This window comes from Exiguobacterium mexicanum, assembly GCF_005960665.1.
GTDB classification, from domain to species: Bacteria; Bacillota; Bacilli; order Exiguobacteriales; family Exiguobacteriaceae; genus Exiguobacterium; species Exiguobacterium mexicanum_A.
In genome coordinates, this window is record NZ_CP040676.1 from 906,102 (window position 1) to 932,039 (window position 25,938).

The window sequence follows — 25,938 nt, forward strand, 5'->3', positions numbered from 1 at the left end:
TCATCGAGACGGCACCATCGATATGATGAAGAAGTATAAATCAAACCAAAGGGGATGAAACGATGCCAACATTTAAAGGCAATACCGTTACACTGCAAGGGAATCCGGTCAAAGTCGGAGATGCTGCACCGGACTTTACAGCGCTCACGACGGCACTTGAAGAGGTGACGCTCGCGTCATACCCAGGGAAAAAATTGATTAGTGTCGTCCCGTCGATTGATACAGGCGTCTGTGATGCACAAACGCGTGCGTTCAACGAGAAAGCGGCAACGCTTGGAGGGACAGTCTTGACCGTGTCGAACGACTTGCCGTTCGCACAACGTCGCTGGTGTGCGGCCTCGGGCCTCGATAACGTCATCATGTTATCGGACCACCGCGACCAATCGTTCGCGAAATCTTACGGCGTGTTGATGGAAGAGCTCCGTCTACTCGCACGCTCGGTGTTCGTCATCGACTCAGAAGGTACGGTCCAATACGTCCAGTACATGGATGAGATGACAGACGAGGTCGATTTCGATGCGGCGCTCGAGGCGTTTGATAAAGCGAACTGATTCGCTTGGCGAAATGACCACGAATCGCTTACACTAATAGAAGTGAACCGACCGGCTCTCCATCAGAGGGCCGGTTTTGTATGGAAAGGATGATCGAAGATGGAACGATTTGAACAATTGTATCGGGATTGGAAGAAAGAGGCGAAGAAGCTGACGACCGACCTTGATTTGTTACCGCTCGAGGCGTTGATTGAAGTATTTGAACGGGTCGATGTCGAACAAGAGAAGACGGATGATGTCCGCAAAGCCGTCAGTCTGCTCGTGCTCGAGGAGACGACGACACTCCCGCCGAACCACCAACCGACACCGGACGCTGTCAGCCTGTTCATCGGGTACTTGGCAACGAAGCTCGTCAAAGACGGGGCGAGCGTGCTCGAACTTGGAAGCGGGACGGGGACACTCGTGCATGCCGTGTTGACACAATTGAAAGACGCCACCGCACAAGCCGTCGAAGTCGATGAGACGATGCTACGTCTGTCTTACGCGATCAGTAACTTACTCGGGAAACCGGTGTCGTATTTCCACCAGGACGCGCTCGCACCGTTGTTCGTCGAGCCGAGCGATTTAGCGCTCGTCGATTTGCCGATCGGCTATTATCCGAACGACGATATGGCATCCGGGTACGCCTTGAAACGGGACGAGGGCCATTCTTACTCGCACTTCTTGTTGATCGAGCAGGCGATGCGACATTTGAAACCAGGTGGTCACGGGATTTTTGTCATCCCGAACAATTTGTTTGAACAGGATGACGAAGGGAAATTAAAACAGTGGATGGACCGTGAGGCCGTCGTCAAAGGCGTTCTCCAATTGCCGACGACGATGTTCAAAGATGAGCGGTATGCGAAGAGCCTATTGATGCTACAAAAGCTCGGGGAAGGCGTCAAACGCCCGAAACAAGCACTCCTCGTCGAGTTGCCATCGTTCACGGACGTGCGTGCTGTTGCCAATATTGTGAAACAGATTGACGATTGGTTTAAAACAACATAATTTTTATTGGGCAAAAGACTTGAAAAACATATGCCATATCAAGTATCTTCATTATGATACAGTTATCGGTTTTTAAGAGAACAGATAAAGACTCGTGTTTAAATCGAAAGGTAAGAGGTGTATGACATGACAAAAATTATGGCAGTCAACGCAGGTAGTTCGTCATTGAAGTTCCAACTTCTTGAGATGCCATCTGAGAAAATGCTCGCCGTCGGGCTCGTCGAGCGTGTCGGAAAAGAAGATGCGATCTTCACGATTAAATATGGCGAAGGACAAAAGTTCCATATCGTCACGCCGCTTCATTCACATAAAGAAGCGGTCGAGCTCTCGCTCGAAAAATTGATCGACCTTGATATCATCCGATCGTTCGATGAAATCGCAGGCGTCGGTCACCGTGTGCTTCACGGAAAAGAGTTGTACGCGGATTCGGTCGTCATCGACGATGAAGTCATGAAGAACATCGAATCGTTCGTCGAACTCGGACCGCTCCACATCCCGCCAAACTTAACGGGGATTCGTGCGTTCCAAACGATTTTACCGAACGTACCGCAAGTCGCGGTCTTCGACACGGCGTTCCACCAGTCGATGCCGGAAGAGAACTTCTTGTACAGCCTTCCGTACGAGTACTACACGGAGCACGGCGTCCGGAAGTACGGTTTCCACGGAACGAGCCACAAGTACGTCACGCAACGTGCGGCAGAGCTTCTCGGTCGTCCGCTTGAAGACCTTCGTTTAATCTCCTGCCACCTCGGTAGCGGTGCATCAATCGCAGCGGTTGCCGGCGGTCGTTCGATCGACACGACAATGGGCTTCACGCCACTCGAAGGAATCACGATGGGCACACGTTCAGGATCACTTGACCCGGCTCTCATCCCGTTCTTGATGCAAAAGACAGGCAAGTCGGCTGAAGACGTATTGAACGTCATGAACAAAGAGTCAGGCGTCTACGGTCTCTCGGGTATCTCGAGTGACTTGCGTGACATCGAGCAAGCTGCTGCTGAAGGCAACCACCGTGCCGAAGTCTCGCTCAAAATCTTCTCGAACCGCATCCACGGTTATATCGGTCAATATGCGGCAGAGATGAACGGTGTCGATGCGATCATCTTCACAGCTGGTGTCGGAGAAAACTCTGACGTCATCCGTGAGCGCATCCTTCGTGGCCTTGAGTTCATGGGCGTCTACTGGGATCCATCACTCAACAACGGAGCACGCGGTAAAGAGTTGTTCATCAACTACCCGCACTCACCAGTCAAAGTCATCATCATCCCAACGAACGAAGAGTTGGTCATCGCACGCGATACCGTACGCATCGCCAACCTCTTTGAGGCACACGTTTAAGTTATTACAAAGTCCGTCCCGCAACCTTGCGAGACGGACTTTTTTAGTGCTTTTGACGCATGAAGAGGGAAGGGATTGTGACAATGGACCGAATGAATCCATCTCGTTTGTAACATTCGACGTAAGAAAAGCAGGTTTTCGTAATAATCAAGATATATTAATTCCTTTAAATGGGAATTAATGTGACAAAAACTAAAGATTATTATTAAAACCGTCATCTTTCTTTAAAGGATGGCGGTTTTGTAATCTAACCGTAACTTTGATGACACTCAAATGAATTTTAGTTGTAAACGCACGTCGTCATGTTTCGTCATATAGTTATCTGGACGAAACATTCAGCAATAAACGCGAAATGTGACAGTGAATATGGCACCACAGATTCGACACCATGAACTTACAACTCACAAACCGACTAGGAGAGGACAAACCACATGCTCAAAAAAATTGGAACGGTCTTACTACTGACGGTCATGACACTCGCTATGCTCTTACCACAACAACAAGTTGAGGCATCTTCAAAAGTTTACGTTCAAAGCCAAGTCAACGGATTGAACGTCCGCTCGGCAGGTTCACTCAACGGAAAAGTCATCGGCAAGATCAACAAAGGACAACAATTACAGCGTACCGGCTCAAAAGGGGCTTGGATTCGCGTCAACTACAAAGGAAAAGCAGGTTGGATCGCTGCTAAGTACTTGAAGTCAGTTAAAAAAGCTTCAAAGTCGGTAACAAAAACAAGTTTGAAGGCGAAAACTTATAAAATGAATGCCTCGGCCTACACACCGTATTGCAAAGGATGTTCAGGTGTGACGGCATTAGGCTGGAACGTCCGGGCCCAAAAACGTAACGTCGTCGCTGTCGACCCGCGCGTCATCCCGCTCGGTAAGAAAGTACAAGTGTACGTCGGCGGGAAGTTGACGGGCACATACACAGCGGCTGATACAGGCGGCGCCATCAAAGGCAACAAAATCGACATCTTGATGTACTCACAAAGTGCGGCCCTCAACTTCGGTCGTAAGACAGTAACTGTCAAAGTATTATAATCAGGCATACAAAAGGGCCATCGCATTTGCGATGGCCCTTTTGTGAATCATGTTATTGGCGGACGATGAGAACGTCACACTTCGAATAGCGAACGATGCTTTCAGAGACGCTACCGATGAAGAAGCGTTCGACGGCGTTCAAGCCGGTCGCTCCACAGATGATGAGGTCAATGTCGTGATTCGGTGCGATTTTTTTAGCGATCGTCACTTTCGGAGAGCCGTACTCGATGACCGTCTCGACTTCTTTGACACCACGTTCTTTCGCGCGATTGACGTAGTCCTCGAGCAATTCCTTCGCATACGTTTCAGCACGCTCGGTAATCGTCCGGTCATATGCTTCGACCGTGGCGAACGTCCGTGTATCGATGACGTGACCGATATACAGCTTGCCATCGTTTCGAAGGGCGACGTCGATTGCTGTTTCAAATGCGCGTTCCGCCTCTTTCGAGCCGTCGACGGCAGATAGAATATGTTTGTAGACAATTGCCATGTAAATCCCAACCTTTCGCTTGAAATGTACGTGCGGCTTACATGTATAGTATACCACTTCTGCCTAAATTCACGCCCGGTTCTTTCAGAAATGTGTGAAAGATTCACAACTTTCTCACTGAACAGGTTGAAGTTTGGAAATGAGCAGACGGAACGGGTAAGATGATACAGAGGAGGGATGACGATGAAACACGTAGTCATCACGGCCGGTGCGAAAGGGATCGGCCGCATTGTGACGGAACGACTGTTAGAAGAAGGTTGGCACGTCAGCGTATTGCAACGGAAGCCGATCGATTGGAACCACGAGCGGTTACATATGATCGAGACGCCGTTGACGGACCGCCAGGCCGTCTTGAGTGCCTATGAAGAGGCGGTGGCCAAGTTCGGAGAACCGGATGCGCTCATCTTGAATGCCGGGCCATATATCTTTGAACGGAAATGTCTCGTCGACTTGTCTGACGAGGAATGGGACGAGGTGATCACGGGTAACTTGTCAGCCTCGTTTTGGTTGATGCGCCGAGCCATCCCGAGCATGCGGTCGAAACAGTTCGGCCGCATCATCACGTACGGCTTCCCGGAAAGTGCGACGGCACCAGGCTGGATTCACCGGTCGGCGTTCGCGGCAGCGAAAACGGGACTTGTCAGTTTGACGAAATCGGTCGCGCTTGAAGAGGCAGCCTACGGCATCACGGCCAATATGATCAATCCAGGCAATATTGTCGGGGCACAAAAAGAGATGCGAATCGAAGCGGCCGAACCGGATGACCAGACACCGGTCGGCCGTCACGGGACAGGTGAAGATATCGCGCGAATGATTCTGTTCTTGCTCGCTCACGATTCTGACATGGTCACGGGTGCTGTCATTGATGTGACCGGCGGTGTCAACGTCGTCCATCAATACCGGAAATAAGGAGGGGTCTGCATGAAGTTGGCCATATTGACCGATATCCATGGCAACGTCCAAGCGCTCGATGCGGTGCTTGCCGAACTGGACCGGCAAGGGATCGATCAAATCTGGAGTTTAGGGGACATGATTGCGATGGGACCCGATTCGAACGAAGTGATGGCGCGACTGCTCGACCGCGGCGTGCACATGATTACGGGCAACCATGACGAGGCCGTGTTGTCGCTCATGGCTGGGACAGGGCATCCCGAAAGCTACGCACACACGCGCCCGCATCATGAGTGGGTGGCGCGTACGTTGAAACCTGCCTATGCGGAGGCGCTCTTCAAGCTGCCGCGCACGATTGAACGTGTTGTCGAAGGGACTCGCGTATACGGCATCCATTACCATATCCCGACCGAGAAACGGGAGACGCCGATCACCGAGGAACCGTTCCACGACATCGTCGAGGCGACACTTTCGAACATGCAGTCGCTTTACGCGGCGTATGAGGCGGATGTCATCTGCTTCGGGCATCATCATCCGGAGCACATGTTTCGGGATGACGTGAAACATTATTTCAATCCGGGAGCGCTCGGTGTCGCCCGTGACGACTTGGCCCGTTACGGCATCCTCGAGTGGGGTGAGGCCGGCTTCTCGATTCACCCACAAGCCGTGCCGTATGACAAACGCTCGTTCCTTGAGACGATGGAACGCCGTGACGTGCCACAACGAGACGTCATGTTCCGACTCTTTTATTGACCGTGAAAAAGACCAGCCGCGCGCGGCTGGTCTTTCTTTGTGACTCAATCGATTTCTTGGAGCGTTTTCGGATAACTCGTCAACAGAATCGGGCCACTCTCGGTCATGACGATGTCGTCCTCGATGCGGACGCCGCCGACGCCAGGGAGATAAATCCCCGGTTCGACGGTGAACGTCATCCCGACTTGGGCCGTCATGTCGTTATTGGCGGCCATTGACGGGAATTCGTGTACTTCGATGCCGATACCGTGTCCGACACGATGCGTGAAGTATTCCCCGTAACCGGCCGTCGTGATGACTTGACGGGCCGCGATATCGATCGAGCCGAGCGTCGTCCCGACGTTCGCCATCTCGATCGCAGCTTCTTCGGCCTTGAGGACGGTCTCGTAAATCTCTCGTTGTTTCGTGCTCGCTTCTCCATAGACGACGGTGCGAGTGATGTCAGAGGCGTATCCTTGCCAAATGACACCGAGGTCGAACAAAGCGAAATCGCCTTTCTTCAAGCGATTGTTGCCGGGTACACCGTGCGGGTCGGCGCTATTCTCACCGAACAACACAAGTGTGTCGAACGACATCTCCCGGACGCCGTGCTTCTTCATCGCATACTCGATTTCCGCGATGACCTCGAGCTCGGTCACGCCTTCACGCAATGCGCGAATCCCTGCCTCGATCGCCATATCGGCGAGTTCGGCGGCGCGCTTCATCAAGCGGACCTCGTCCGGTGACTTGATCATGCGAAGTGCCTGCAACTCTTCCGTCAAGTCGATGATTGACAGTCCCGCGAAACCGGCGCGGAGTTGCTCGGCGCGATTGTACGTCAAATGCTCGCCTTCTACTCCGATTCGCTCGGGGATGATCTGTTGGTCGAGGAACAGTTTGACGACTTTGTCCCATGGGTTTTCATGATCCATGTACGTGACGATATCGCCGTTCCACTCGCTCGCTTCGACGATTCCTTTTTCAAGTGCTGGACAGACGATCGCGGTCGTGCCGTTCTTCAAGACAAGAATGGCGATGAGCCGCTCATGAGCCTCGGCGTATACTCCTGAAAAGTAGAAGACCGATGCTTTCGATGTGACGAAAGCGGCGTCTAACCCTTTCGTGGCCAAAGATTGTGCAATATGGTTGGTTCGTTGATTCAACTCGTTTCCCTTCCTTCTCGTTCATTGGCGTTCTTTCTCATTATAACGTTTTCCAAAACGGAAAGGAAATGTCACCATTTCAGTAGTACAGTTTGAAGAAGAACGACTGATACAGTATACTGAGGATGACAGAAAATGTATTGAGGAAAGGGACTCGTGACATGACAACAAAACATGAACAGATCATAGCACATATCGAGTCGCTCGATGTCGGGTCCAAAATTTCGGTCCGCCAAATCGCAAAAGAGTTGGCGGTATCAGAAGGAACGGCGTATCGGGCCATCAAAGAAGCAGAGAACTTAGGATTTGTGTCGACGATCGAACGGGTCGGGACGATCCGGATCAAGCGTAAGCACAAAGAGAATATCGAAAAACTGACGTTCGCTGAAGTCGTCAATATCGTGGACGGACAAGTGCTCGGCGGCCGTGACGGGCTGCATAAGACGCTCTCGAAGTTCGTCATCGGGGCGATGAAGCTCGAAGCGATGATGCGTTACATCGATGTCGACTCGCTCGTCATCATCGGAAACCGGGAAAAGGCGCATGAGCTCGTGCTCCAGTCTGGCGGTGCCGTCTTGATCACAGGTGGATTCGATACGACCGACGAAGTGAAGCGGATGGCGGATAAATACCACATGCCGGTCATCTCGACTTCCTATGATAGTTTCACCGTCGCGACGATGATCAACCGTGCCATCTATGACCGTTTAATCAAAAAAGAGATTCTACTCGTATCAGATATCGTCATTCCGCTCCACGACACGTTCTATTTAAAAGTGGACGACACGGTCAAACGTTGGCACGAGCTGAATGAACGGACGAAACATAATCGCTATCCCGTCATCGACGAACAGATGAAAGTCGTCGGGGTCATCACGGCGAAAGACTTGATTGACCGCCCGCATGACACCGAAATCGAGAAAGTGATGACGAAGAGCCCGATCACGGTCGGCGTTCAGACAAGCGTCACCAATGCCGCCCACCAAATGGTATGGGAAGGTATCGAGATGTTGCCGGTTGTCGACAACTACGGCCGTCTGCTCGGAATCATCAGCCGCCAAGACGTCTTGAAGGCGCTCCAACTCGCCAACCGCCAACCGCAAGTCGGCGAGACGTTCGACAATATGATCACGAACCAATTGAAAGAAGATCCGAACTCGAACGGGACCGCGTTCACCGTCGAGGTCGCGCCGCAAATGACGAGCCACATGGGGACGGCGTCGTCAGGTGTCTTGACGACGTTACTTGTCGAAGGGGCGACCCGGAGTCTGCGTCATATGAAAAAAGGCGACCTCGTCGTCGAGAATATCACGGTCTATTTCATGAAACCGATTCAAATCGAGAGCCAAATCCGAGTCTCGGCCAACGTGTTCGACCTTGGCCGGAAGTTCGGGAAAGTCGACGTCGAGATGACGCAAGGCACGCAACTCGTTGCCAAAGCGCTCGTTACGGCGCAATTGATCGACCGTTAACTAAAAAAACGAGCTGATGATGTCATCAGCTCGTTTCTGTCTGCCCTTATGCTTGTTTGATCGGCTCTTCGTTCGCGAGCGGATAGATTTTACGGTACCGGATGAACCCGACGACGGCATTGCCTAGCCCTAGGACGAGCATGGCGATGCTGACGATCCAACCGATCGTCGAGCCGAGCCCGAGGCCGCCGATCATTTGGTTGACGGCGAAAAGTGCGAGGAACAGGCTCAACCAGATGAGCGCTTGCGTGTTAAAGAGCGCTTTCCGGTATGGTGTCTTCGTCAAATAGGCGCGTCGTTTAGAAACGAAATAGGCACCTAACGAAAACAAAATGAGTCCGATCATAATTAATTGACCCAAGTGAAGAAACCCCTTTCAGACGTGTAATCTGTTATCATCATACCATAGAATAGTGTTCAAGAAAGCGAGGAATGGCGATGGCACACTGGCCAGAGGCAGCAACGATATTGAAATTGATTGAAGCGGCGGATACGATCATGATCCACCGACACGTCCGTCCTGACCCTGACGCGCTCGGCAGTCAGCTAGGGTTGAAGCGGATGTTAGAGGTCGCTTATCCGGAAAAACGGATTTACGTCGTCGGCGGCATCGTCCACGACTTAGAATTTTTAGGCAAGATGGAGCATGTTGAAGCCGACATGTACAAAGACGCGCTCGTCATCGTGCTCGACACGGCTAACCACGAACGAATCGATGGGCCGCACGCCTTGACAGGCAAGACGGTCGTCAAAATCGATCACCACCCTGATGAGGACGCGTATGCGACCCATCAAATCGTCGACACGACGGTCAGTTCGACGTCGGAGATGATTGCTGAACTTGCGGGAATCTGGGGGCTTGCCCTTGACGAGGCGTCCGCATTCTTGTTGTTCGCCGGGATTGTCGGCGACACGGGACGGTTCCAGTTCCGCAATGCGACGCCGCGCACGTTTGAGGTCGCCGCCGAATTGATCAACTACGGCATCGATACGAATCGGTTGTATCGTCAAATGTATAAGACGAACTTGGCGACGTTACAACTCCAAGGCTATGTGCTTCAAAACGTCAACGTGACAGAAGCGGGTGTCGGCTACGTCAAAATCGATGCGGACGTCTTGCGGACGTTCCACGCGACACCGGAAGCGGCATCGTTGCTCGTCAACAGTTTCTCAGGACTCGAAGGATTGAAGTGCTGGGTCATGTTCGTCGAGAACAAAGATGAGATTCGGGTGCGAATCCGTTCGAAAGGGCCGGTTATCAATGAAGTGGCGAAACGCTATCGCGGTGGCGGCCATCCGATGGCAGCCGGTGCCACGATCGATACATGGGAAGAGATGGACGAAGTGATCGCGGCACTTGATGAAGTCGCGGCACTGTTCACGTTCGAAACAGAAGAGAGCTGACCCGTTGGTCAGCTCTCTTCAGCTTTTGTCCTGATCTTGTGGGATGAACCATGTGCCGCGGTCGGTCACGTCCTCGACGACGTCGAGTTGATACTCGGCGATATAGCGGCGGAGTCGGTCGATAATCTCCGGGCTATCGGCGAAGACGGTCTGGCCGTTCTGTAAATTTTCGAGCTTGTCACGTGCGATTTTGCCCCGATTAATAATCATACGGTTTATACCCCCTTTTAGGAGAAGTTTTGTCTATAATTATTGTATCAGACAAGTGTCGGAATGAGTTTGACAATTGTGAAAAAAAGAAAGGGGGGATCTTGTGATCCACTTGAATGTACGATCGGCTTTTAGTTTGATGCAGAGCACGATTCGACTTGAACAATACGTCGCGCTGATGGCTGAGAGAGGGAGTCGGGCCGTCGCGCTCGCTGACGATGCATTATACGGCTTGCCGCAGTTCGTCCGATTGTGCGAACGCTATGCGGTCAAACCTGTCATCGGGTTGCGGACCACGTTGCGGATGGACGGGTTTGACGTGTCTGTCCTCGTCTACGCGTTGACCGAGGAGCAGTTGCCGGAACTGTATCGCCTTGTGCAGGCCGATGGAGTGACCGAGACGACCGAACTGGCGGTAGTCGTCTTACCGGAGAATTGGAAGACGAACGACCCAGTTCACCGCAGGCGCTTGTATAACCATCTGCTCGGTTACGTGAACGAGGAGAAACTATGGCTCGGATTGCCGGCGCCCCAAACGACGGAGCAGACGTTGATGCTCAGACAGCTCCGCGAGATGCGGGAGGAGCTCGGCACGAAGCTCGTGCCGGCCCCCGAGACGTGTTACATGCGCCCAGAAGATTTCGAGGCGTATCGTGCCATCGTCGCCATCGGCGAAGGAGAGCTCATCTCGCAAGAAGACGTTCACCAGAAAGGGAAATACGTCCGCCTACCGAGTGAGATGAACGATTGGTTTGAACCGATCGAACTCGAGGCACTCGACCGATTCGAATCTCTCGTGTCCGTCACTCGGTTGCCGCAAGCGACAACATCCATCCCAGAATTCGAAGGTGCCATCGACCGGTTGAAGCGACTCGTTGCCGACCGCTTAAAGGCGCTCGACCTATTCCAAGAAGATTATATCGAACGGGCCCGCTATGAACTCGATATCATCGCGCGGACGGGTTTCGCCTCTTACTTCCTCATCGTCGAGGATATCGTTCGCTATGCGAAGGAACAAGGGATCGAGGTCGGTCCGGGTCGTGGTTCCGCGGCCGGGTCGCTCGTCAGTTTCGCGCTTCACATCACCGAGGTCGACCCAGTCCGGTTCGGTCTCTTGTTCGAACGATTTTTGAATCCGGAACGAATCACGATGCCGGATATCGACTTGGACTTCGAGGATGAACGACGCGATGAGGTCGTTCGCTACGTGTTGGAGAAGTATGGTGAAAATCATGCGGCCCAAATCGGTACGCTCGCCACGTTCGGTGCAAAGGCGGCGTTACGGGATGTCGCGCGGGCGCTCGGTCTGACGCTTGAAGAAGGACAAGCGGCCAGCAAACAAGTAAAAGATGACGGGTTGGCCGGGATTTTGGCCAACCCTTCGAAAGTGAAATGGTTCGCCGGCAGTCAAAAGCGCTCGCAGCTCTTGAAAATCGCCTCCGAGTTGGAAGGGTTACCGCGCCAAGCTTCGGTCCATGCGGCCGGCCTTGTGCTCAGCCGGGAGGCACTTGATGCAATCACACCGTTGCAGCCGACGACAGGGGAGCAAGTGACTCAATATAATATGAAGGATCTCGAAGCGCTCGGTCTGTTGAAAATCGATTTGCTCGGCCTGCGCAACTTGACGAGGCTCCGGCAGATGGAGGCGCTGATTCGGGAGACGGATGAGCTGTTTTCGCTGAAGACGATCCCATTGAATGACGCCAAGACGTTCCGCGTGCTCGCCCGGGGTGACACGGACGGGATCTTCCAATTTGAGTCGGAAGGGATGAAACAAGCGCTTCGGCAAGTGAAGCCGACCGAGTTCGAGGATATCGTTGTCACGATGTCGCTCTATCGTCCGGGGCCGATGCAGTTCATCGATACGTATGCGAAGCGCAAGCATGGGATGCCTTATCAAGCGGTCCATCAGGTCGTCGGCGACATCATGCGGACGACGAACGGCGTGCTCGTCTATCAGGAACAAGTCATGCGCTTGTTGCGGGAGCTTGCGGGGTATTCATACGCCGAGGCGGATTTGATACGCCGCGCCATCGCTAAAAAAGACGTGGCAGCGATTGACGTCGAGAAAGCCCGCTTCTTAGAACGTTCGTCGGAGCGGTTCGACAGTGACTCGATGCGGCAAGTGTTCTCGTGGATCGAGAAGTTCGCTGGTTACGGCTTCAACCGTTCCCACGCCGTCGCCTACAGTTTGATCAGTTACCGTCTAGCTTATGTGAAGGCGCACTTTGAACGAATCTTCTACCTCGTGACGTACGACAAGACGAATCAGCTCGTCCGCATGTTGCGGAAAGGAAAAATCCCTGTCTATCCGCCCGACGTTCTGCACGGACAAGCCGCCGCCTTTTTAGAAGGGCCCGGCGTGCGTCTCGGACTGAAGGCGGTCCAAGGGTTGACGAAACGTGATGTCGAGCGGTTGATTGAGCATCATGCCGAGTTCACCGATGTGAAGCGCCTGCTTGAACTCATGGGCTGGGGAACGAAAGACCATATGAAACTGCGACGCCTGCTCGGTGCTGGGGCGTTGGATCGGATGTACCATGGTGAGCGTCGGCGTGCCTTTGAAGCGGTCGAACGGCTTCGCGAGGAGACGGAGACGCATCTGCTCCCGGACGAGTTGTCCGCGCTCGGGTTAAAACGATCCGCGCCGATTGAGCCGAATTGGTCCGAGGAAGAACGAGAGGCGCTTGGAACGTGGATCGTCCATTCGCCATTGACGACGGTCGCGCCGCTCTCGATCGAGACGGTGACGATTGATGAAGTGCTCCATGGCGAACGCGGGTTCATCGTCGTCTACGTGGACGCGATTCGAACGTTCAAGACGAAGAAGAACGAAGAGATGGGTGTCGTCATGGTCGATGACGGTGTGTCGCAAGATGAGGTCGTCATCTTCCCGCGGGTGTTCGCGCAATTTTCGCGCTCGCTTTACGTCGGGAACGTCCTCTTGCTCGAGGTGCATCCAAATGAACGGGACGGACGGCGTCAACTCGTCGTCGAGCGGGTCCGGCCGCTCCATGGACAAGCGCTCTTTGTCCGGCTGCGCTTGGAGTCGTTCGCCGACCTCGAAGAGTTGCTCCATACGTCCAAAGGGGATGTGCCGGTTATTTGTCGGTTCTCGGATTCAAAGGAAGTGAAGCAACTTGCCTCGGCGTATGCGGTCAATCCGACGGAGACATTGCTCTTGGCGTTGAAACAACGGTTTGGTGAAACGGATGTCGTGTTGAAGCGGGTCGACTCGAAATTGCCCGGTACGAAAACTAGTACCAAGTCATAAAAAGTGGTATAATCTGATTAATTGGTCTGACCACTTTAGAGAAAATGCCATCCAAAAAGGGAGTTGAACGGTCAGATGCATGGAAAACACGCATCCTCATTTCATGAAAACATTTCTAAAATTAGAACGTTGATCGTCCAGGCCTCACTCGAGCCAGGCGACCGTCTCCCGTCAGAACGGGAACTCGCCGAGACGCTATCCATCAGCCGTGCCTCGGTCCGTGAAGCGTTACGGGCACTCAGCTTCCTTGGAATCGTTGAGACGAGACACGGCGGCGGCACGTTTTTATGTGAGCAAGATCGCCATCGATATATTGAGATTTTGTCAGAGTTTATCGTCACGAAACAGACGAAGGCGTCGGACATTGTCGATATGTTGCGACTGCTCGAACGCTTGGCGTTGACGGAAGTCGAACCGACCCCGGAACGCATCGCGTTGCTCGAGGGGAGTGTGGAGACGGACCGTGCCTTCCGGCAGCATCTCATCTTCGGATTGAAGAATGAACTGTTCATTCGAATTTGGAGTGAAGTAAACCGATTTTATGACGGGACGGACGCGGGCGACTTGTATACTGAAGATGAACGTAGACGATTGTTGGAGATGTGGCGTGAGGCGGGGATGCCGGAATGAACGAGGGGGAAGCGATGACTGCTTTTTTCAAGAAACCGAAACGATATATGCCTTTGCGTCAACGAGAACCAAAAATTGACGCACCACAAGGCTTGATGACAAAATGTCCATCCTGTAAATATATGCATTACACGAAACAGTTAAACGAAAATCATAAAGTGTGTGATTGCGGCTACCATTTCCCGCTCAGTGCAGATGAGCGGATTCACATGTTGGTCGACGGTCAATCGTTTGAAAAATTTGCGGGACCGCTCGTCAAAGAGAACCCGCTTGATTTTCCAGATTATGAAGATAAATTGAAAAAAGACAGGGAGCGAACTGGGATTGAAGAAGCCATCGTCTGTGGCCGCGCCACGATCGATGGGCTCCCAGTCGTCGTCTGCGTCATGGATGCCCGCTTCCGTATGGGATCGATGGGGGGGTATGTCGGAGAAGCGATCGCCTCGGCCGTTCGGACCGCGACGAAAGAACGATTGCCGGTCGTCCTGTTCACCGCTTCAGGCGGAGCGCGCATGCAAGAAGGCATGGTCAGCTTGATGCAGATGGCCAATACGTCGATTGCGTTGAAACAACATGACGAGGCCGGTCTCTTGTACGTCGCCTACTTGACGCACCCGACGACAGGTGGCGTATCAGCCAGTTTCGCGATGCTCGGGGATGTGAACGTCGCCGAACCTGGGGCGTTGATCGGCTTCGCCGGGCGCCGCATCATCGAACAGACGATTCGTGAGAAATTGCCAGACAACTTCCAAACTGCCGAGTTCTTGTTAGAAGCGGGGCAACTGGACGCCGTCGTTCACCGTGAACAGATGCGTTCGTTCTTGAAAAAGATGATCGAGTTACACGGCGGGGAGGTCCATCATGTTTGATCCAATCAAAGAAGTAAACGAACAGCTCGGGAAGCTGCGCGAGACGGCAGAGACGAAAGGCATCGACTTATCTCGAGAAATCCGTCATCTTGAAGCAAAGCTTCATCGATTAGAAAAAGACATTTATGGGAATATGAAACCGTGGGATCGCGTGCAACTGGCGCGTAACCCGAAACGGCCGACGACGCTCGATTATATCACCCAACTGTTTCCAGATTTCATCGAGTTGCACGGTGACCGTCACGGCTATGATGATGCTGCCATCGTAACGGGATTGGCAACACTCGACGGGAAAGCGGTGACGATTATCGGCCATCAACGAGGTCGTAACACGAAAGAGAACATGAAACGTAACTTTGGGATGCCGCATCCAGAAGGCTATCGCAAAGCGCTTCGCTTTATGAAGCAAGCGGAAAAGTTCAATCGTCCTGTCATCACGTTCATCGATACGAAAGGCGCTTATCCTGGGAAAGCCGCCGAAGAGCGTGGACAAAGCGAGGCGATTGCACGCAACTTGTTCGAGATGGCGACGTTGAAAGTGCCGATTATCTCGATCGTCATCGGAGAAGGCGGATCGGGCGGAGCGCTCGGGATTGGTGTCTGTGACCGTCTGCTCATGTTAGAGAACAGCACGTACTCGGTCATTTCACCGGAAGGCGCCGCCGCGCTCTTATGGAAAGACGCGAAGCTCGCAGAACGCGCAGCGGAAACGATGAAGATCACAGCACAAGATTTGCTGAATTTAGGGATTGTCGATGAAGTCGTCACCGAGGTATTCGGCGGCGCCCACATCGATGTGTCATTACAGTCATCACTCTTAAAGCCTGTATTAGCACAACACATGACGGAGTTGCGAGGCCGGACTCAAAATGAGTTGTTGCAAGGGCGGGCCGCCAAATATCATCAAATTGGCACAATTGGCTCGTGAAAACGTTAACAACCGCTTCATGTTCACGTTCATCCACTCACGAGATGACTGATTTTGAGCACACCTCATGCTTTTTTTTCACATACTTGTGTTGTAAAACAAAGGTCAGACATGGTATTTTATTTTCAGATTTCGTTAAAACACATAAGAGGTGAGTGACGTGAATTTAAAACGTATTGCGGTATTGACAAGTGGGGGAGACGCCCCTGGAATGAACGCTGCAGTCCGTGCCGTGACCCGAAAAGCAATTTTCGAAGGTCTAGAAGTGTACGGTGTGTATAACGGCTATCAAGGTCTAATCGAAGGAGATCTCGTCGAATTGAACCTCGGTTCGGTCGGCGATATCATTCAACGCGGAGGAACATTCTTACGTTCGGCCCGTTGCCCTGAGTTTAGAACGGAAGAGGGTCGTGCGAAAGCGGTCGAGCAGTTGAAGAAATTCGACATCGATGCGCTCGTAGTAATTGGTGGAGACGGTTCATACCGTGGCGCCCAAAAGTTGACAGAACTCGGTTTCCCAACAATTGGTCTGCCGGGAACGATCGACAACGATATCCCGGGTACAGATGCGACAATCGGATTCGACACAGCGCTCAACACGGCGCTTGACGCGATTGACAAAATCCGTGACACGGCGTCGTCGCATGAACGGACGTATGTCATTGAAGTGATGGGCCGTGACGCAGGTGATATCGCACTTTATGCCGGTCTTGCCGGTGGTGCCGAGTCAATCCTCGTCCCAGAACGTCCAGAAGACTTGAGTGCGATCGTGGAACGCATCAACCATGGTGTGGCTCGCGGTAAGAAACACTCGATCGTCGTCGTCGCTGAAGGCGCCGGCAGTGCGGAAGAGATCGGAAAAATGATCGCTGAGAAGACAAACTCAGAGACACGCGTGACGATTCTTGGACACATTCAACGTGGCGGTTCCCCAACTGCTGCGGACCGCGTGCTTGCGAGCCGCATGGGTGCTTACGCTGTCGAGATTTTACTCGAAGGCAAGGCAGGACGTGTCGTCGGCATTCGTGCCGGTAAGATGATGGATCTCGATATCGACGAAGCGCTCGATCACAACAAGCACACGCTCGATATGCAGTTGATCGATCTTTCGAACCAACTTTCGATTTAACGAGTGCCAGTGAACTCCACAGAGACGGGATCAGGTCGGTTGACCCCCCGTTTTCTGTGTGTAAATGTAATACATCCCCTAGGAGGTTTTTATTTATGCGTAGAACGAAAATTGTATGTACGATTGGACCAGCTTCAGAGAAACGTCTTCCGGAAATGATTGAAGCCGGTATGAACGTCGCCCGTCTCAACTTCTCACACGGTGACTATGAAGAGCACGGCGCACGTATCCGCGACATCCGCGAAGCAGCAAAAGCTGCCGGCAAAGTCGTGACGGTTCTTCTTGACACGAAAGGTCCTGAAATCCGTACACATACGTTTGAAGACGGAAAAGCACTCCTCGAAAAAGGCAAAGAAGTCATCATCGTCTCGACAGAAGAAATCGTCGGAACGAAAGATCGTTTCTCGGTCACGTACGAAGGTCTCTACGAAGACGTTGAAGTCGGGTCACGCATCATGCTCGATGACGGACTCATCGGTCTCCTTGTCGTTGAGAAGCTCCCGAACCGTGATCTTCGCTGCGTCATCGAAAACGAAGGCGTTATCAAGACGAAGAAAGGTGTCAACTTGCCTAACGTCAAGGTAAACCTTCCTGCCCTTACAGACAAAGACATCGCCGACATCGAGTTCGGGATTTCACAAGACATCGATGTCATCGCGGCATCGTTCGTCCGCCGTGCGTCTGACGTCGTTGAGATTCGTCAACTTCTTGAACGCAACAACGCGTCACACATCAAAATCTATCCGAAAATCGAGAACCAAGAAGGTGTCGACAATATCGACGAAATCTTGGCGATTTCTGACGGTTTGATGGTCGCTCGTGGTGACCTCGGAATCGAGATCCCAACGGAAGAAGTCACACCAGTTCAAAAAGAATTGATCAAGAAGTGTAACGACCTCGGGAAACCGGTCATCACGGCTACACAAATGCTTGATTCAATGCAACGCAACCCGCGTCCAACACGTGCGGAAGCATCTGACGTTGCCAACGCCATCCTCGATGGTACGGATGCGGTCATGCTTTCAGGTGAGACGGCAGCAGGGGACTACCCAATCGAGTCAGTTCAAATGCAAGCAGCAATCGCTGTTCGTACTGAGCAAATGCTCGACTACAAAAACTTGCTCAAAGATCGTCAGAAGCGCAGTGAGCACACGGTCACGGATGCAATCTCACAAGCGGTTGCCCACACGGCAATCAACTTGAACGCAAAAGCGATCTTGACACCGACACAATCAGGTTACACGGCTGCTCGTACAGCGAAGTATCGTCCAGAGGCGAACATCATCGCGGTCACAGAGTCAGAGCGTGTGGCACGTCAATTGAACCTCGTTTGGGGCGTGTACCCGATCGTCGCTGACACGATGCCGAACAACACGGATGAGATGTTGGTACAAGCTTCAGAAGCGGCTCGTCACGCTGGATTCGTCACAGATGGTGACCTCGTCGTCATCTCGGCAGGTATCCCGGCTGCGACTGCGGGTACGACAAACATGATGAAAGTTCATATCGTCGGTCACGCCCTCGCAAACGGACGCGGGATCGGTGAGCGCGGTCTCGTCGGTGAAGTCGTCATTGCGAACAATGCAGACGAAGCGAATGCGAAAGCGAAAGACGGCATGATCCTCGTCGCACCATTCACAGATAAAGAAATGATGCCAGCGATTGAAAAAGCGGCTGGAATCATCACTGAAGACGGCGGATTGACGAGCCATGCTGGTATCGTCGGGCCATCACTCCGTAAACCGGTCATCGTCGGTGTCGAATCAGCGACATCAACGTTCCGTGACGGACAGATGATTTCAATCGACCCACTTACTGGTAAAATCTACAACGCGTAATCGAATGCCAATCGAACCGACTCTCTCATGAGTCGGTTCTTTTTCCATTCAGAAAGAGAGTCTATGATGAGTGCGTATTTATTCTTATTGCTGCTCGTGTTGATCGGGGTTATCTCCCATAACCAGTCGGTCATCATCGCCAGCAGCGTCCTATTGATTATTAAAGCCGTTGGGTTCGGTGATCAATTGTTTCCGACGCTCGCCTCAAAAGGCATCCATTGGGGCGTGACGATTATCACGATTGCCGTGCTCGTCCCGATTGCGACCGGTGACATCGGGTTTAGGGAATTGTGGAATAGTATTAAAGGGCCGGTCGGCATCATCGCTTTCGGCTCAGGAATCTTCGTCGCGCTCGCCGCGGCCCAGGGCGTTCAACTGATGCGAATCGAACCAGTCGTGACGACGGCACTCCTCGCCGGTACCATCCTAGCCGTCGGTTTCATGAAAGGCGTGCCGGTTGGACCGCTGATTGGAGCCGGGATCGCCGCTTTGATTTTAGGTGGATTTAGCCTGTTAGAAAAATGGTTCTGACATTTTTTGACGGTTGGATACGCTTACATTTCTTTTTTTCAGTAAATTGTTTATACTAGATAAAGGACAGGGTGGAGCGAGCTCGAAACGGATTGGGGAAAGTGTTCGACTTCCCGCCCTTATTCCCTACACAACAGACTGTATGATGCGGTCGATCACTTTTAAAGACTGAGGGGGAGTTATTGATGTCAACGACAAAAGGATTAGAAGGAATTGTGGCAGCGGCCTCAAAAGTCAGTTCGATCATCGACGGACAATTGACTTACGGAGGATACACAATCGACGATTTGGCGGACCACGCCACTTTTGAAGAGGTTGTTTTCCTATTATGGAACGACCGTCTTCCAAAAGCAGATGAATTAACTGAGCTCTCTGAAGCGCTCGTGAAAGAAGCCAAATTACCAGAAGAAGTCATCGCGACGCTCGAACGGGCGCCGAAATCGGCCAATGCGATGGCGACGATTCGGACGGCCCTTTCACAGCTCGCGCTTTATGATGAAGAGGCTGAAGATATGAGTACAGAAGCGAACATGCGCAAAGCGATTCGTCTCCAAGCTCAAATTGCGACGATTGTAACGGCGTTCGCTCGTCTTCGTAAAGGCGAACAACCGGTTGCGCCGAAACCTGGCTTGTCGTATGCGGCCAATTTCCTATACATGTTGAACGGAGAAGAACCAAGTGAGGTAGCCGAGAAAACGATTGATAAGGCACTCATCCTTCACGCCGACCATGAATTGAACGCTTCGACGTTCACGGCCCGCGTCTGCGTTGCCACGTTGTCTGATATTTACTCAGGCGTGACGGCAGCGATGGGAGCGCTCAAAGGCCCGCTTCACGGCGGTGCGAATGAGGCGGTCATGAAAATGCTCCACGAGATTGGTTCGGTCGACAAAGTCGAAGACTACGTTCGCGGCAAGTTCGAGCGTCGTGAGAAAATCATGGGCTTCGGTCACCGTGTCTATAAGGACGGCGACCCGCGTGCGAAACATTTGAAAGAGATGAGCCGCCAACTGACGGCCCAAATCGGCGAGCCGGAATGGTACGAGATGTCTGAGAAGATCGATCACCTCGTCGAGACAGAGAAAGGATTGAAGCCGAACGTTGATTTCTATTCAGCATCGACTTATTATGCGCTCGGTCTCGATGAAGAGTTGTTCACACCGATTTTCGCCGTCTCACGCATGTCGGGCTGGATCGCCCACATTCTCGAACAGTATGCGGACAACCGCTTAATTCGTCCGCGCGCCGAGTACGTTGGCGAGACGAACCGGTCATACGTCCCGGTGAATGAGCGTTAATTGACGCGACACGAGAAGATCGAGTCACAATTTAGACATAAACTTTGGTAAACTAACAATTGACGTAGGTCGGCGTTCGCGTCGGCCTACATAAATGTACTTAGGGGGATTCATTATGTTGACACAAAACGAAAAAATCACAGTTGAAAACGGTGTATTAAACGTACCGAACGTACCGACGATTCCATTTATCATCGGTGACGGCACAGGACCAGACATCTGGAACGCATCGGTGCGCGTCTTTGATGCGGCTGTCGAAAAAGCATACGGCGGCGAGAAGAAAATCGAATGGATGGAAGTGTACGCTGGGGAGAAGGCCTTCAACCAAAAAGGCGAATGGCTTCCAAACGAGACACTTGATCAAATCCGTGAATATTTGTTTGCCATCAAAGGTCCATTGACGACACCGGTCGGCGGCGGAATTCGTTCACTCAACGTAGCACTCCGTCAAGAACTTGACTTGTACACGTGCTTGCGTCCGGTCCGTTACTTCACAGGCGTCCCATCACCGGTCAAGCGCCCAGAAGATACAGACATGGTCATTTTCCGTGAGAACACAGAAGATATCTACGCTGGGATTGAGTACGCGTCAGGCAGCGACGAAGTGAAAAAATTGATCTCATTCTTAAAAGAAGAGATGAACGTCAACAAAATCCGTTTCCCAGAAACGTCTGGAATCGGCATCAAACCGATCTCGTCTGAAGGAACAAAACGCCTTGTTCGCGCGGCTCTCGAGTACGCGATCGCGAACAACCGTAAATCGCTCACGCTCGTCCATAAAGGGAACATCATGAAGTTCACAGAAGGCGCCTTCAAAAACTGGGGTTATGAGCTCGCAGAAGAAGAATACGGCGACAAAGTCTTCACATGGGCACAGTACGACCGCATCAAAGAAGAGTCAGGCGAAGCGGCTGCAAACGAAGCTCAATCGAAAGCAGAAGCGGAAGGCAAAATCATCGTAAAAGATTCGATCGCCGATATCTTCTTGCAACAGATTTTGACACGTCCACGTGAATTCGATGTCGTGGCAACGATGAACTTGAACGGGGACTACATCTCGGATGCACTCGCTGCCCAAGTCGGCGGAATCGGGATCGCGCCAGGAGCGAACATCAACTACGTGACGGGCCATGCGATCTTTGAAGCGACACACGGTACGGCACCAAAATATGCCGGCCTCGACAAGGTCAACCCGTCATCAGTCATCTTGTCTGGTGAAATGATGCTTCGTCATATGAACTGGAACGAAGCGGCTGACCTCATCATCAACTCGATGGAGAAGACGATTGCCTCGAAAGTCGTCACATACGATTTCGCCCGCCTTATGGACGGCGCGACAGAAGTGAAGTGTTCAGAGTTTGCGGATGAATTAATTAAAAACATGTAAGACATCAGCTAAACCAAGGGGGAGAGCACAATGATTCGTCGCAATAAAATCTCGGTGATCGGTAGCGGATTCACGGGGGCCACGACGGCACTGTATTTGGCTCAAAAAGAACTCGGTAACGTCGTGCTGCTCGATATCAAAGAGAACGAGAACCCGACGAAAGGAAAAGCGCTCGATATGCAAGAGACGGCGCCGATTCAAGGGTTTGACTCGTGGATCACGGGGACGTCGGATTACGCCGACACGGCGGATTCGGATATCGTCGTCATCACAGCGGGAATCGCGCGCAAGCCTGGCATGAGCCGGGACGACCTCGTCTCGACGAACGCCAAAGTGATGCGGGCGGTCACGAAAGAAGTGGCCCGCTACTCACCGAATGCGATTATCATCGTCTTGACGAACCCGGTCGATGCGATGACGTATGCCGCCTTCAAAGAGTCAGGCTTCCCGAAAGAGCGCGTGATCGGTCAATCCGGTGTGCTTGATACGGCCCGGTTCCGGACGTTCGTCGCTGCGGAGTTGAATATCTCCGTGAAGGACGTCTCTGGATTCGTGCTCGGCGGGCACGGGGATGACATGGTCCCGCTCATTCGTTACTCGTACGCGGGAGGCATCCCACTCGAGAAGCTATTGCCGAGCGACCGAATCGATGCGATCGTCAATCGGACCCGTAAAGGTGGCGGCGAAATCGTCCAGCTACTCGGGAACGGATCGGCCTACTATGCGCCGGCAGCGGCCATCGTCGAGATGGTCGAAGCGATTTTGAAAGATCAACGACGTATTTTACCGGCCATCGCGTATCTCGACGGTGAGTACGGCTTCCACGACTTGTATCTCGGTGTCCCGACGATACTTGGCGCGAACGGGATTGAACGTGTGCTCGAACTTGAATTGACGGAAGAGGAGACGGCCGCGCTTGAGCGCTCGGCTGAATCGGTCCGCTCCGTCTTGAACGTCCTTAACTGATTCGTCACCTCGTCTGCTGAGCAGGCGAGGTTTTTTGTACGCTTGGTTTTTGAGGGTCGCGTGCTACACTGAAAGAAGAACGTGGATTTGTTTTGTTTTTGTAAAGATTTGCTTTGATGTTGGTCGGACGTGGCATTGATTTGTAAAATAGGTAGTGTACGTGACAGAACAGATAGATTAGAGGAGGAACTAAGCGTGGCCGAAAAAGTGATTGTTGTCGATGACGAGGTGTCGATTGCGACGTTATTGAAATTCAATTTGGAGCAAGCCGGTTTTGAGGTTGAGACGGCCCATGATGGGAAGACCGGTCTCGAACTCGCCGAGAAGCAGGATGCGGTATTGATCGTCCTCGATTTGATGTTGCCCGAGATGGATGGTCTCGAAGTTTGTAAGCGACTCCGCCAACAGAAAGTGAACACGCCGATCCTGATGTTGACGGCAAAAGACGATGAGTTCGATAAAGTGCTCGGACTCGAACTAGGGGCAGATGATTATTTGACGAAACCGTTCAGTCCGCGTGAAGTTGTGGCCCGGGTCAAAGCGATCTTACGGCGTTCGGCTCCACAAGAGGTGCCGGCGGTGGACGCGGACGTCATTGAAATCGGTGACGTGAAAATTATCGCTTCGAACTATGAAGTGTTCAAAAACGGGGAGCGGCTTGAGTTGACCCCAAAAGAGTTCGAACTGTTGGCCTATCTTGCTAAAAACAAAGGCCGTGTCTTGACGCGTGATCAACTCTTATCGGCTATTTGGAATTACGATTTCGTCGGCGATACGCGCATCGTCGATGTCCATATTAGCCACCTTCGGGAAAAGATTGAACCGGTGACGAAAAAACCGACATATATCAAAACGATTCGCGGTCTCGGCTATAAGATGGAAGAGCCGATGCCCGAATGAAGACGTACCGCTCGCGTTTTTTGACGACGCTCATCCTGCTCGTGACGGGCGTCTTGTTGACCCTCGGGATCGTGCTTGGTCAATTGTTCAAAGACTTCTATTTGGACTCCGAACGCGATCGTTTGAAAGAGGACACGGAGCTCGCCGCCTTATATTTAGAAGGAGGCGACCTCGAGGCGATTCAAGACTATGTCCGGCAAATCGATGACGAGAGCAGTTTCGACATTCTGCTCCTCAATCGCCGGATGGAAGTGATTGCCGGGACTCCGTTTCGGGTCGGTTCGTTCGATTTTCGGATGGACGCTGCTTCAATCCCAGACGACGGGACGTTTGGGAACGAGACGCGTGAGGATTTGATTCAGTTCACAAAACCGATCGAACTCTCCTCGGGTGATACGGTGTATCTCAGTTTCATCCGCTACGTCTCCGATCTAGAAGGGGTGTATAACCGGATTTGGCTGACGATTGCCTTGGCCTTGATTTTCTCATTCTTCTTGATTTTGTTCGTGTTGCATAATTTGACGAATCAGTTTATCCGACCAATCGATGAGGCGACAATCGTGTTACGTGAACTTGCCGACGGAAACTATCGGGCCCGTGTGTACGAATTGCGCAATGATGAAGAAACGGGCAGTCTGGCCGGGTCGATCAACGTTCTCGCCCGTAACTTGGAGACGATCTCACTTGGTGAATCCGTGCAACGGGCAAGGCTCGAGTCACTCATCGAATACATGGGGGCAGGGTTGCTTTTGGTCGACGAACGTGGCATCGTGACGCTCGTCAACCGCTCATATCGTGACATGTTCCAATACGACGACTTGATGATTGGTCAATTTTATCACGGCATTTTACCGAGTCCGGACGTCGAGACGTTGATCGAGGACGTCTATTTGACCGAAGAGCCCCACCGCCGTCAATTGTCGATTCGAACTGGATTCAACCAAAAGACGTATATGGTGTCGGCCGCACCAATCTTCAGTGATACAGGCATGTTGCGCGGGACGACGCTCCTATTTAACGATATTTCTGAATTGAAACGACTCGAGAAGATGCGGAAAGATTTCGTCGCGAACGTCAGCCATGAGTTGAAGACGCCGCTCACATCGATCCGAGGTTTCAGTGAGACACTCCTTGACGGGGCAAAAGAAGTGCCCGAGTTGCGCGATCAATTTTTGGATATCATTCAAAAAGAAGCGACGCGCATGCAAATGCTCGTTGAGGACTTACTCGAGCTGTCACGGCTTGAACGTGAAGATTTCCATTTGGACTTCACCCCGGTCCAGCTCAATCATCTCGTTGAGGAAGTGTGTCTCGTGTTGAGCCAGAAAGCGGAGCAGAAATCGATTCATTTGGAGTCGCGCCACGACGGGGAAGTCATCTTGCAGGCGGACATGAACCGAATCAAGCAAGTCATCTTGAACCTTGTCGCCAACGCCATCAACTACTCGCCGGAAGACAGCCGTGTCGAAATCGCGGTCGAAAAGAGAACGGACGGATCATATTTGATTGTCAAAGACAACGGGATTGGCATCGCGCCGAAAGAAGTGAGCCGAATCTTTGAACGATTCTACCGGGTCGATAAAGCGCGGAGCCGGAACTCCGGCGGGACAGGTCTCGGTCTTGCCATCGTCAAACATATCATCGACCTTCATCACGCGACGATTCACGTGGATAGTGTCGAAGGTGCTGGGACAACGTTCACAATCAAATTCCCAATCGCTTAACATGGAATTCATGTCGGGTTCATACCGACTTTACAAAGCGATGCTACTCTATAGATGAGACCTCTTCATCATCTCGTGTCCCGGCCGGTGCTCATCTCCACTCGGTCAGGAAGATTGACCCTTTTCTAGCTACTAGAAAAGGGTCTTTTTTTTCGAACGCATGTGCCCGTATGATATGATGGAATC

General features: G+C 52.2%; 24 protein-coding genes. 20 read left to right on the forward strand and 4 right to left on the reverse strand.

Annotation, left to right across the window (positions count from 1 at the left end; all coding sequences use genetic code 11):
• Positions 1 to 62 precede the first annotated feature (62 nt).
• The 4 genes from tpx to FED52_RS05090 all read left to right on the forward strand — a co-directional run bounded on the left by tpx (position 63) and on the right by FED52_RS05090 (position 3,916).
• Complete coding sequence (gene tpx / locus FED52_RS05075; protein ID WP_131471299.1) at positions 63 to 551, forward strand: thiol peroxidase; 489 nt, start codon at positions 63 to 65, stop codon at positions 549 to 551.
• Positions 552 to 650: 99 nt separating this feature from the next.
• Positions 651 to 1,538 (forward strand): class I SAM-dependent methyltransferase, encoded by an 888-nt coding sequence (locus tag FED52_RS05080; RefSeq protein ID WP_138859184.1) that lies wholly within the window; start codon positions 651 to 653, stop codon positions 1,536 to 1,538.
• A 126-nt stretch (positions 1,539 to 1,664) separates the two neighbouring features.
• Entirely contained in the window at positions 1,665 to 2,876 is a 1,212-nt protein-coding gene (locus FED52_RS05085; RefSeq protein WP_138859185.1) for an acetate kinase, read from the forward strand.
• Positions 2,877 to 3,307: 431 nt separating this feature from the next.
• Positions 3,308 to 3,916: a 3D domain-containing protein gene (locus FED52_RS05090; protein ID WP_138859186.1), complete on the forward strand. Its 609-nt coding sequence runs from the start codon at positions 3,308 to 3,310 to the stop codon at positions 3,914 to 3,916.
• Between the two features lie 52 nt (positions 3,917 to 3,968).
• On the opposite strand, the gene FED52_RS05095 is transcribed toward FED52_RS05090, so the two are convergent.
• Positions 3,969 to 4,406: a universal stress protein gene (locus FED52_RS05095; protein WP_021065608.1), complete on the reverse strand. Its 438-nt coding sequence runs from the start codon at positions 4,404 to 4,406 to the stop codon at positions 3,969 to 3,971.
• Between the two features lie 183 nt (positions 4,407 to 4,589).
• On the opposite strand from FED52_RS05095, the gene FED52_RS05100 reads away from it, so the two are divergent.
• Both FED52_RS05100 and FED52_RS05105 read left to right on the forward strand, forming a co-directional pair.
• Positions 4,590 to 5,315 carry an SDR family oxidoreductase gene (locus FED52_RS05100; RefSeq protein WP_138859187.1) on the forward strand — a complete coding sequence of 242 codons (726 nt, stop codon included), beginning with the start codon at positions 4,590 to 4,592 and terminating at the stop codon, positions 5,313 to 5,315.
• A gap of 12 nt (positions 5,316 to 5,327) precedes the next feature.
• Positions 5,328 to 6,050: a metallophosphoesterase family protein gene (locus FED52_RS05105; protein WP_138859188.1), complete on the forward strand. Its 723-nt coding sequence runs from the start codon at positions 5,328 to 5,330 to the stop codon at positions 6,048 to 6,050.
• Between the two features lie 44 nt (positions 6,051 to 6,094).
• Here FED52_RS05105 and FED52_RS05110 read toward each other — a convergent pair whose 3' ends face one another.
• Positions 6,095 to 7,192: a M24 family metallopeptidase gene (locus FED52_RS05110; protein ID WP_138859189.1), complete on the reverse strand. Its 1,098-nt coding sequence runs from the start codon at positions 7,190 to 7,192 to the stop codon at positions 6,095 to 6,097.
• A 161-nt stretch (positions 7,193 to 7,353) separates the two neighbouring features.
• Between FED52_RS05110 and FED52_RS05115 the strand changes: the two genes are divergently transcribed.
• A complete protein-coding gene (locus FED52_RS05115; RefSeq protein ID WP_034778238.1) occupies positions 7,354 to 8,664 on the forward strand; it encodes a DRTGG domain-containing protein in 1,311 nt (436 codons plus the stop codon).
• A 46-nt stretch (positions 8,665 to 8,710) separates the two neighbouring features.
• Here FED52_RS05115 and FED52_RS05120 read toward each other — a convergent pair whose 3' ends face one another.
• The gene (locus FED52_RS05120; RefSeq protein ID WP_233004412.1) at positions 8,711 to 9,025 is read right to left on the reverse strand and encodes a YtpI family protein; all 315 of its coding nucleotides are present in this window, start codon (positions 9,023 to 9,025) and stop codon (positions 8,711 to 8,713) included.
• Between the two features lie 77 nt (positions 9,026 to 9,102).
• On the opposite strand from FED52_RS05120, the gene FED52_RS05125 reads away from it, so the two are divergent.
• Positions 9,103 to 10,068 (forward strand): DHH family phosphoesterase, encoded by a 966-nt coding sequence (locus tag FED52_RS05125; RefSeq protein ID WP_138859190.1) that lies wholly within the window; start codon positions 9,103 to 9,105, stop codon positions 10,066 to 10,068.
• Between the two features lie 18 nt (positions 10,069 to 10,086).
• Here the strand turns inward: FED52_RS05125 and FED52_RS05130 are convergent, their stop codons facing one another.
• On the reverse strand, positions 10,087 to 10,278 hold the full coding sequence (locus FED52_RS05130; RefSeq protein ID WP_034778236.1) for a YtzJ family protein: 192 nt from the start codon (positions 10,276 to 10,278) through the stop codon (positions 10,087 to 10,089).
• Positions 10,279 to 10,381: 103 nt separating this feature from the next.
• On the opposite strand from FED52_RS05130, the gene dnaE reads away from it, so the two are divergent.
• The 12 genes from dnaE (at position 10,382) to pnpS (ending at position 25,752) form a co-directional block, all read left to right on the forward strand.
• Positions 10,382 to 13,552 carry a DNA polymerase III subunit alpha gene (gene dnaE / locus FED52_RS05135; protein ID WP_138859191.1) on the forward strand — a complete coding sequence of 1,057 codons (3,171 nt, stop codon included), beginning with the start codon at positions 10,382 to 10,384 and terminating at the stop codon, positions 13,550 to 13,552.
• A 75-nt stretch (positions 13,553 to 13,627) separates the two neighbouring features.
• Positions 13,628 to 14,182, forward strand: coding sequence for a FadR/GntR family transcriptional regulator (locus FED52_RS05140; protein ID WP_034778231.1), 555 nt, complete (start codon positions 13,628 to 13,630; stop codon positions 14,180 to 14,182).
• Between the two features lie 14 nt (positions 14,183 to 14,196).
• Positions 14,197 to 15,051, forward strand: coding sequence for an acetyl-CoA carboxylase, carboxyltransferase subunit beta (accD, locus tag FED52_RS05145; protein WP_138859192.1), 855 nt, complete (start codon positions 14,197 to 14,199; stop codon positions 15,049 to 15,051).
• Positions 15,044 to 15,979: an acetyl-CoA carboxylase carboxyltransferase subunit alpha gene (locus FED52_RS05150; RefSeq protein ID WP_138859193.1), complete on the forward strand. Its 936-nt coding sequence runs from the start codon at positions 15,044 to 15,046 to the stop codon at positions 15,977 to 15,979. Before accD ends, FED52_RS05150 begins: the two co-directional genes overlap by 8 nt.
• Before the next feature lie 160 nt (positions 15,980 to 16,139).
• Complete coding sequence (pfkA, locus tag FED52_RS05155) at positions 16,140 to 17,108, forward strand: 6-phosphofructokinase (protein WP_034778227.1); 969 nt, start codon at positions 16,140 to 16,142, stop codon at positions 17,106 to 17,108.
• Positions 17,109 to 17,203: 95 nt separating this feature from the next.
• On the forward strand, positions 17,204 to 18,946 hold the full coding sequence (gene pyk, locus FED52_RS05160; RefSeq protein ID WP_138859194.1) for a pyruvate kinase: 1,743 nt from the start codon (positions 17,204 to 17,206) through the stop codon (positions 18,944 to 18,946).
• Between the two features lie 66 nt (positions 18,947 to 19,012).
• A complete protein-coding gene (locus FED52_RS05165) occupies positions 19,013 to 19,477 on the forward strand; it encodes a DUF441 domain-containing protein (RefSeq protein ID WP_138859195.1) in 465 nt (154 codons plus the stop codon).
• Between the two features lie 185 nt (positions 19,478 to 19,662).
• Complete coding sequence (citZ, locus tag FED52_RS05170; RefSeq protein ID WP_034778221.1) at positions 19,663 to 20,775, forward strand: citrate synthase; 1,113 nt, start codon at positions 19,663 to 19,665, stop codon at positions 20,773 to 20,775.
• 118 nt (positions 20,776 to 20,893) lie between these two features.
• On the forward strand, positions 20,894 to 22,162 hold the full coding sequence (gene icd / locus FED52_RS05175; protein WP_138860283.1) for an NADP-dependent isocitrate dehydrogenase: 1,269 nt from the start codon (positions 20,894 to 20,896) through the stop codon (positions 22,160 to 22,162).
• Positions 22,163 to 22,192: 30 nt separating this feature from the next.
• The gene (gene mdh, locus FED52_RS05180) at positions 22,193 to 23,128 is read left to right on the forward strand and encodes a malate dehydrogenase (RefSeq protein ID WP_138859196.1); all 936 of its coding nucleotides are present in this window, start codon (positions 22,193 to 22,195) and stop codon (positions 23,126 to 23,128) included.
• A 195-nt stretch (positions 23,129 to 23,323) separates the two neighbouring features.
• Complete coding sequence (locus tag FED52_RS05185; protein WP_034778217.1) at positions 23,324 to 24,028, forward strand: response regulator transcription factor; 705 nt, start codon at positions 23,324 to 23,326, stop codon at positions 24,026 to 24,028.
• Positions 24,025 to 25,752, forward strand: a complete 1,728-nt coding sequence (pnpS, locus tag FED52_RS05190; RefSeq protein WP_138859197.1) for a two-component system histidine kinase PnpS — start codon at positions 24,025 to 24,027, stop codon at positions 25,750 to 25,752. The genes FED52_RS05185 and pnpS overlap by 4 nt, the downstream gene beginning before the upstream one ends.
• Positions 25,753 to 25,938: the final 186 nt, after the last annotated feature.

Excerpts from the sequence above, each read along its gene's own strand:
- mdh (WP_138859196.1), top strand. The coding sequence starts at position 22,193 with ATGATTCGTCGCAATAAAATCTCGGTGATCGGTAGCGGATTCACGGGG.
- citZ (WP_034778221.1), top strand. The coding sequence starts at position 19,663 with ATGTCAACGACAAAAGGATTAGAAGGAATTGTGGCAGCGGCCTCAAAA.
- FED52_RS05095 (WP_021065608.1), bottom strand. The coding sequence starts at position 4,406 with ATGGCAATTGTCTACAAACATATTCTATCTGCCGTCGACGGCTCGAAA.
- FED52_RS05140 (WP_034778231.1), top strand. The coding sequence starts at position 13,628 with ATGCATGGAAAACACGCATCCTCATTTCATGAAAACATTTCTAAAATT.
- accD (WP_138859192.1), top strand. The coding sequence starts at position 14,197 with ATGACTGCTTTTTTCAAGAAACCGAAACGATATATGCCTTTGCGTCAA.
- FED52_RS05085 (WP_138859185.1), top strand. The coding sequence starts at position 1,665 with ATGACAAAAATTATGGCAGTCAACGCAGGTAGTTCGTCATTGAAGTTC.
- FED52_RS05150 (WP_138859193.1), top strand. The coding sequence starts at position 15,044 with ATGTTTGATCCAATCAAAGAAGTAAACGAACAGCTCGGGAAGCTGCGC.
- FED52_RS05130 (WP_034778236.1), bottom strand. The coding sequence starts at position 10,278 with ATGATTATTAATCGGGGCAAAATCGCACGTGACAAGCTCGAAAATTTA.
- pnpS (WP_138859197.1), top strand. The coding sequence starts at position 24,025 with ATGAAGACGTACCGCTCGCGTTTTTTGACGACGCTCATCCTGCTCGTG.
- pyk (WP_138859194.1), top strand. The coding sequence starts at position 17,204 with ATGCGTAGAACGAAAATTGTATGTACGATTGGACCAGCTTCAGAGAAA.
- FED52_RS05090 (WP_138859186.1), top strand. The coding sequence starts at position 3,308 with ATGCTCAAAAAAATTGGAACGGTCTTACTACTGACGGTCATGACACTC.
- tpx (WP_131471299.1), top strand. The coding sequence starts at position 63 with ATGCCAACATTTAAAGGCAATACCGTTACACTGCAAGGGAATCCGGTC.
- FED52_RS05105 (WP_138859188.1), top strand. The coding sequence starts at position 5,328 with ATGAAGTTGGCCATATTGACCGATATCCATGGCAACGTCCAAGCGCTC.
- FED52_RS05125 (WP_138859190.1), top strand. The coding sequence starts at position 9,103 with ATGGCACACTGGCCAGAGGCAGCAACGATATTGAAATTGATTGAAGCG.
- FED52_RS05100 (WP_138859187.1), top strand. The coding sequence starts at position 4,590 with ATGAAACACGTAGTCATCACGGCCGGTGCGAAAGGGATCGGCCGCATT.
- FED52_RS05080 (WP_138859184.1), top strand. The coding sequence starts at position 651 with ATGGAACGATTTGAACAATTGTATCGGGATTGGAAGAAAGAGGCGAAG.
- FED52_RS05115 (WP_034778238.1), top strand. The coding sequence starts at position 7,354 with ATGACAACAAAACATGAACAGATCATAGCACATATCGAGTCGCTCGAT.
- FED52_RS05165 (WP_138859195.1), top strand. The coding sequence starts at position 19,013 with ATGAGTGCGTATTTATTCTTATTGCTGCTCGTGTTGATCGGGGTTATC.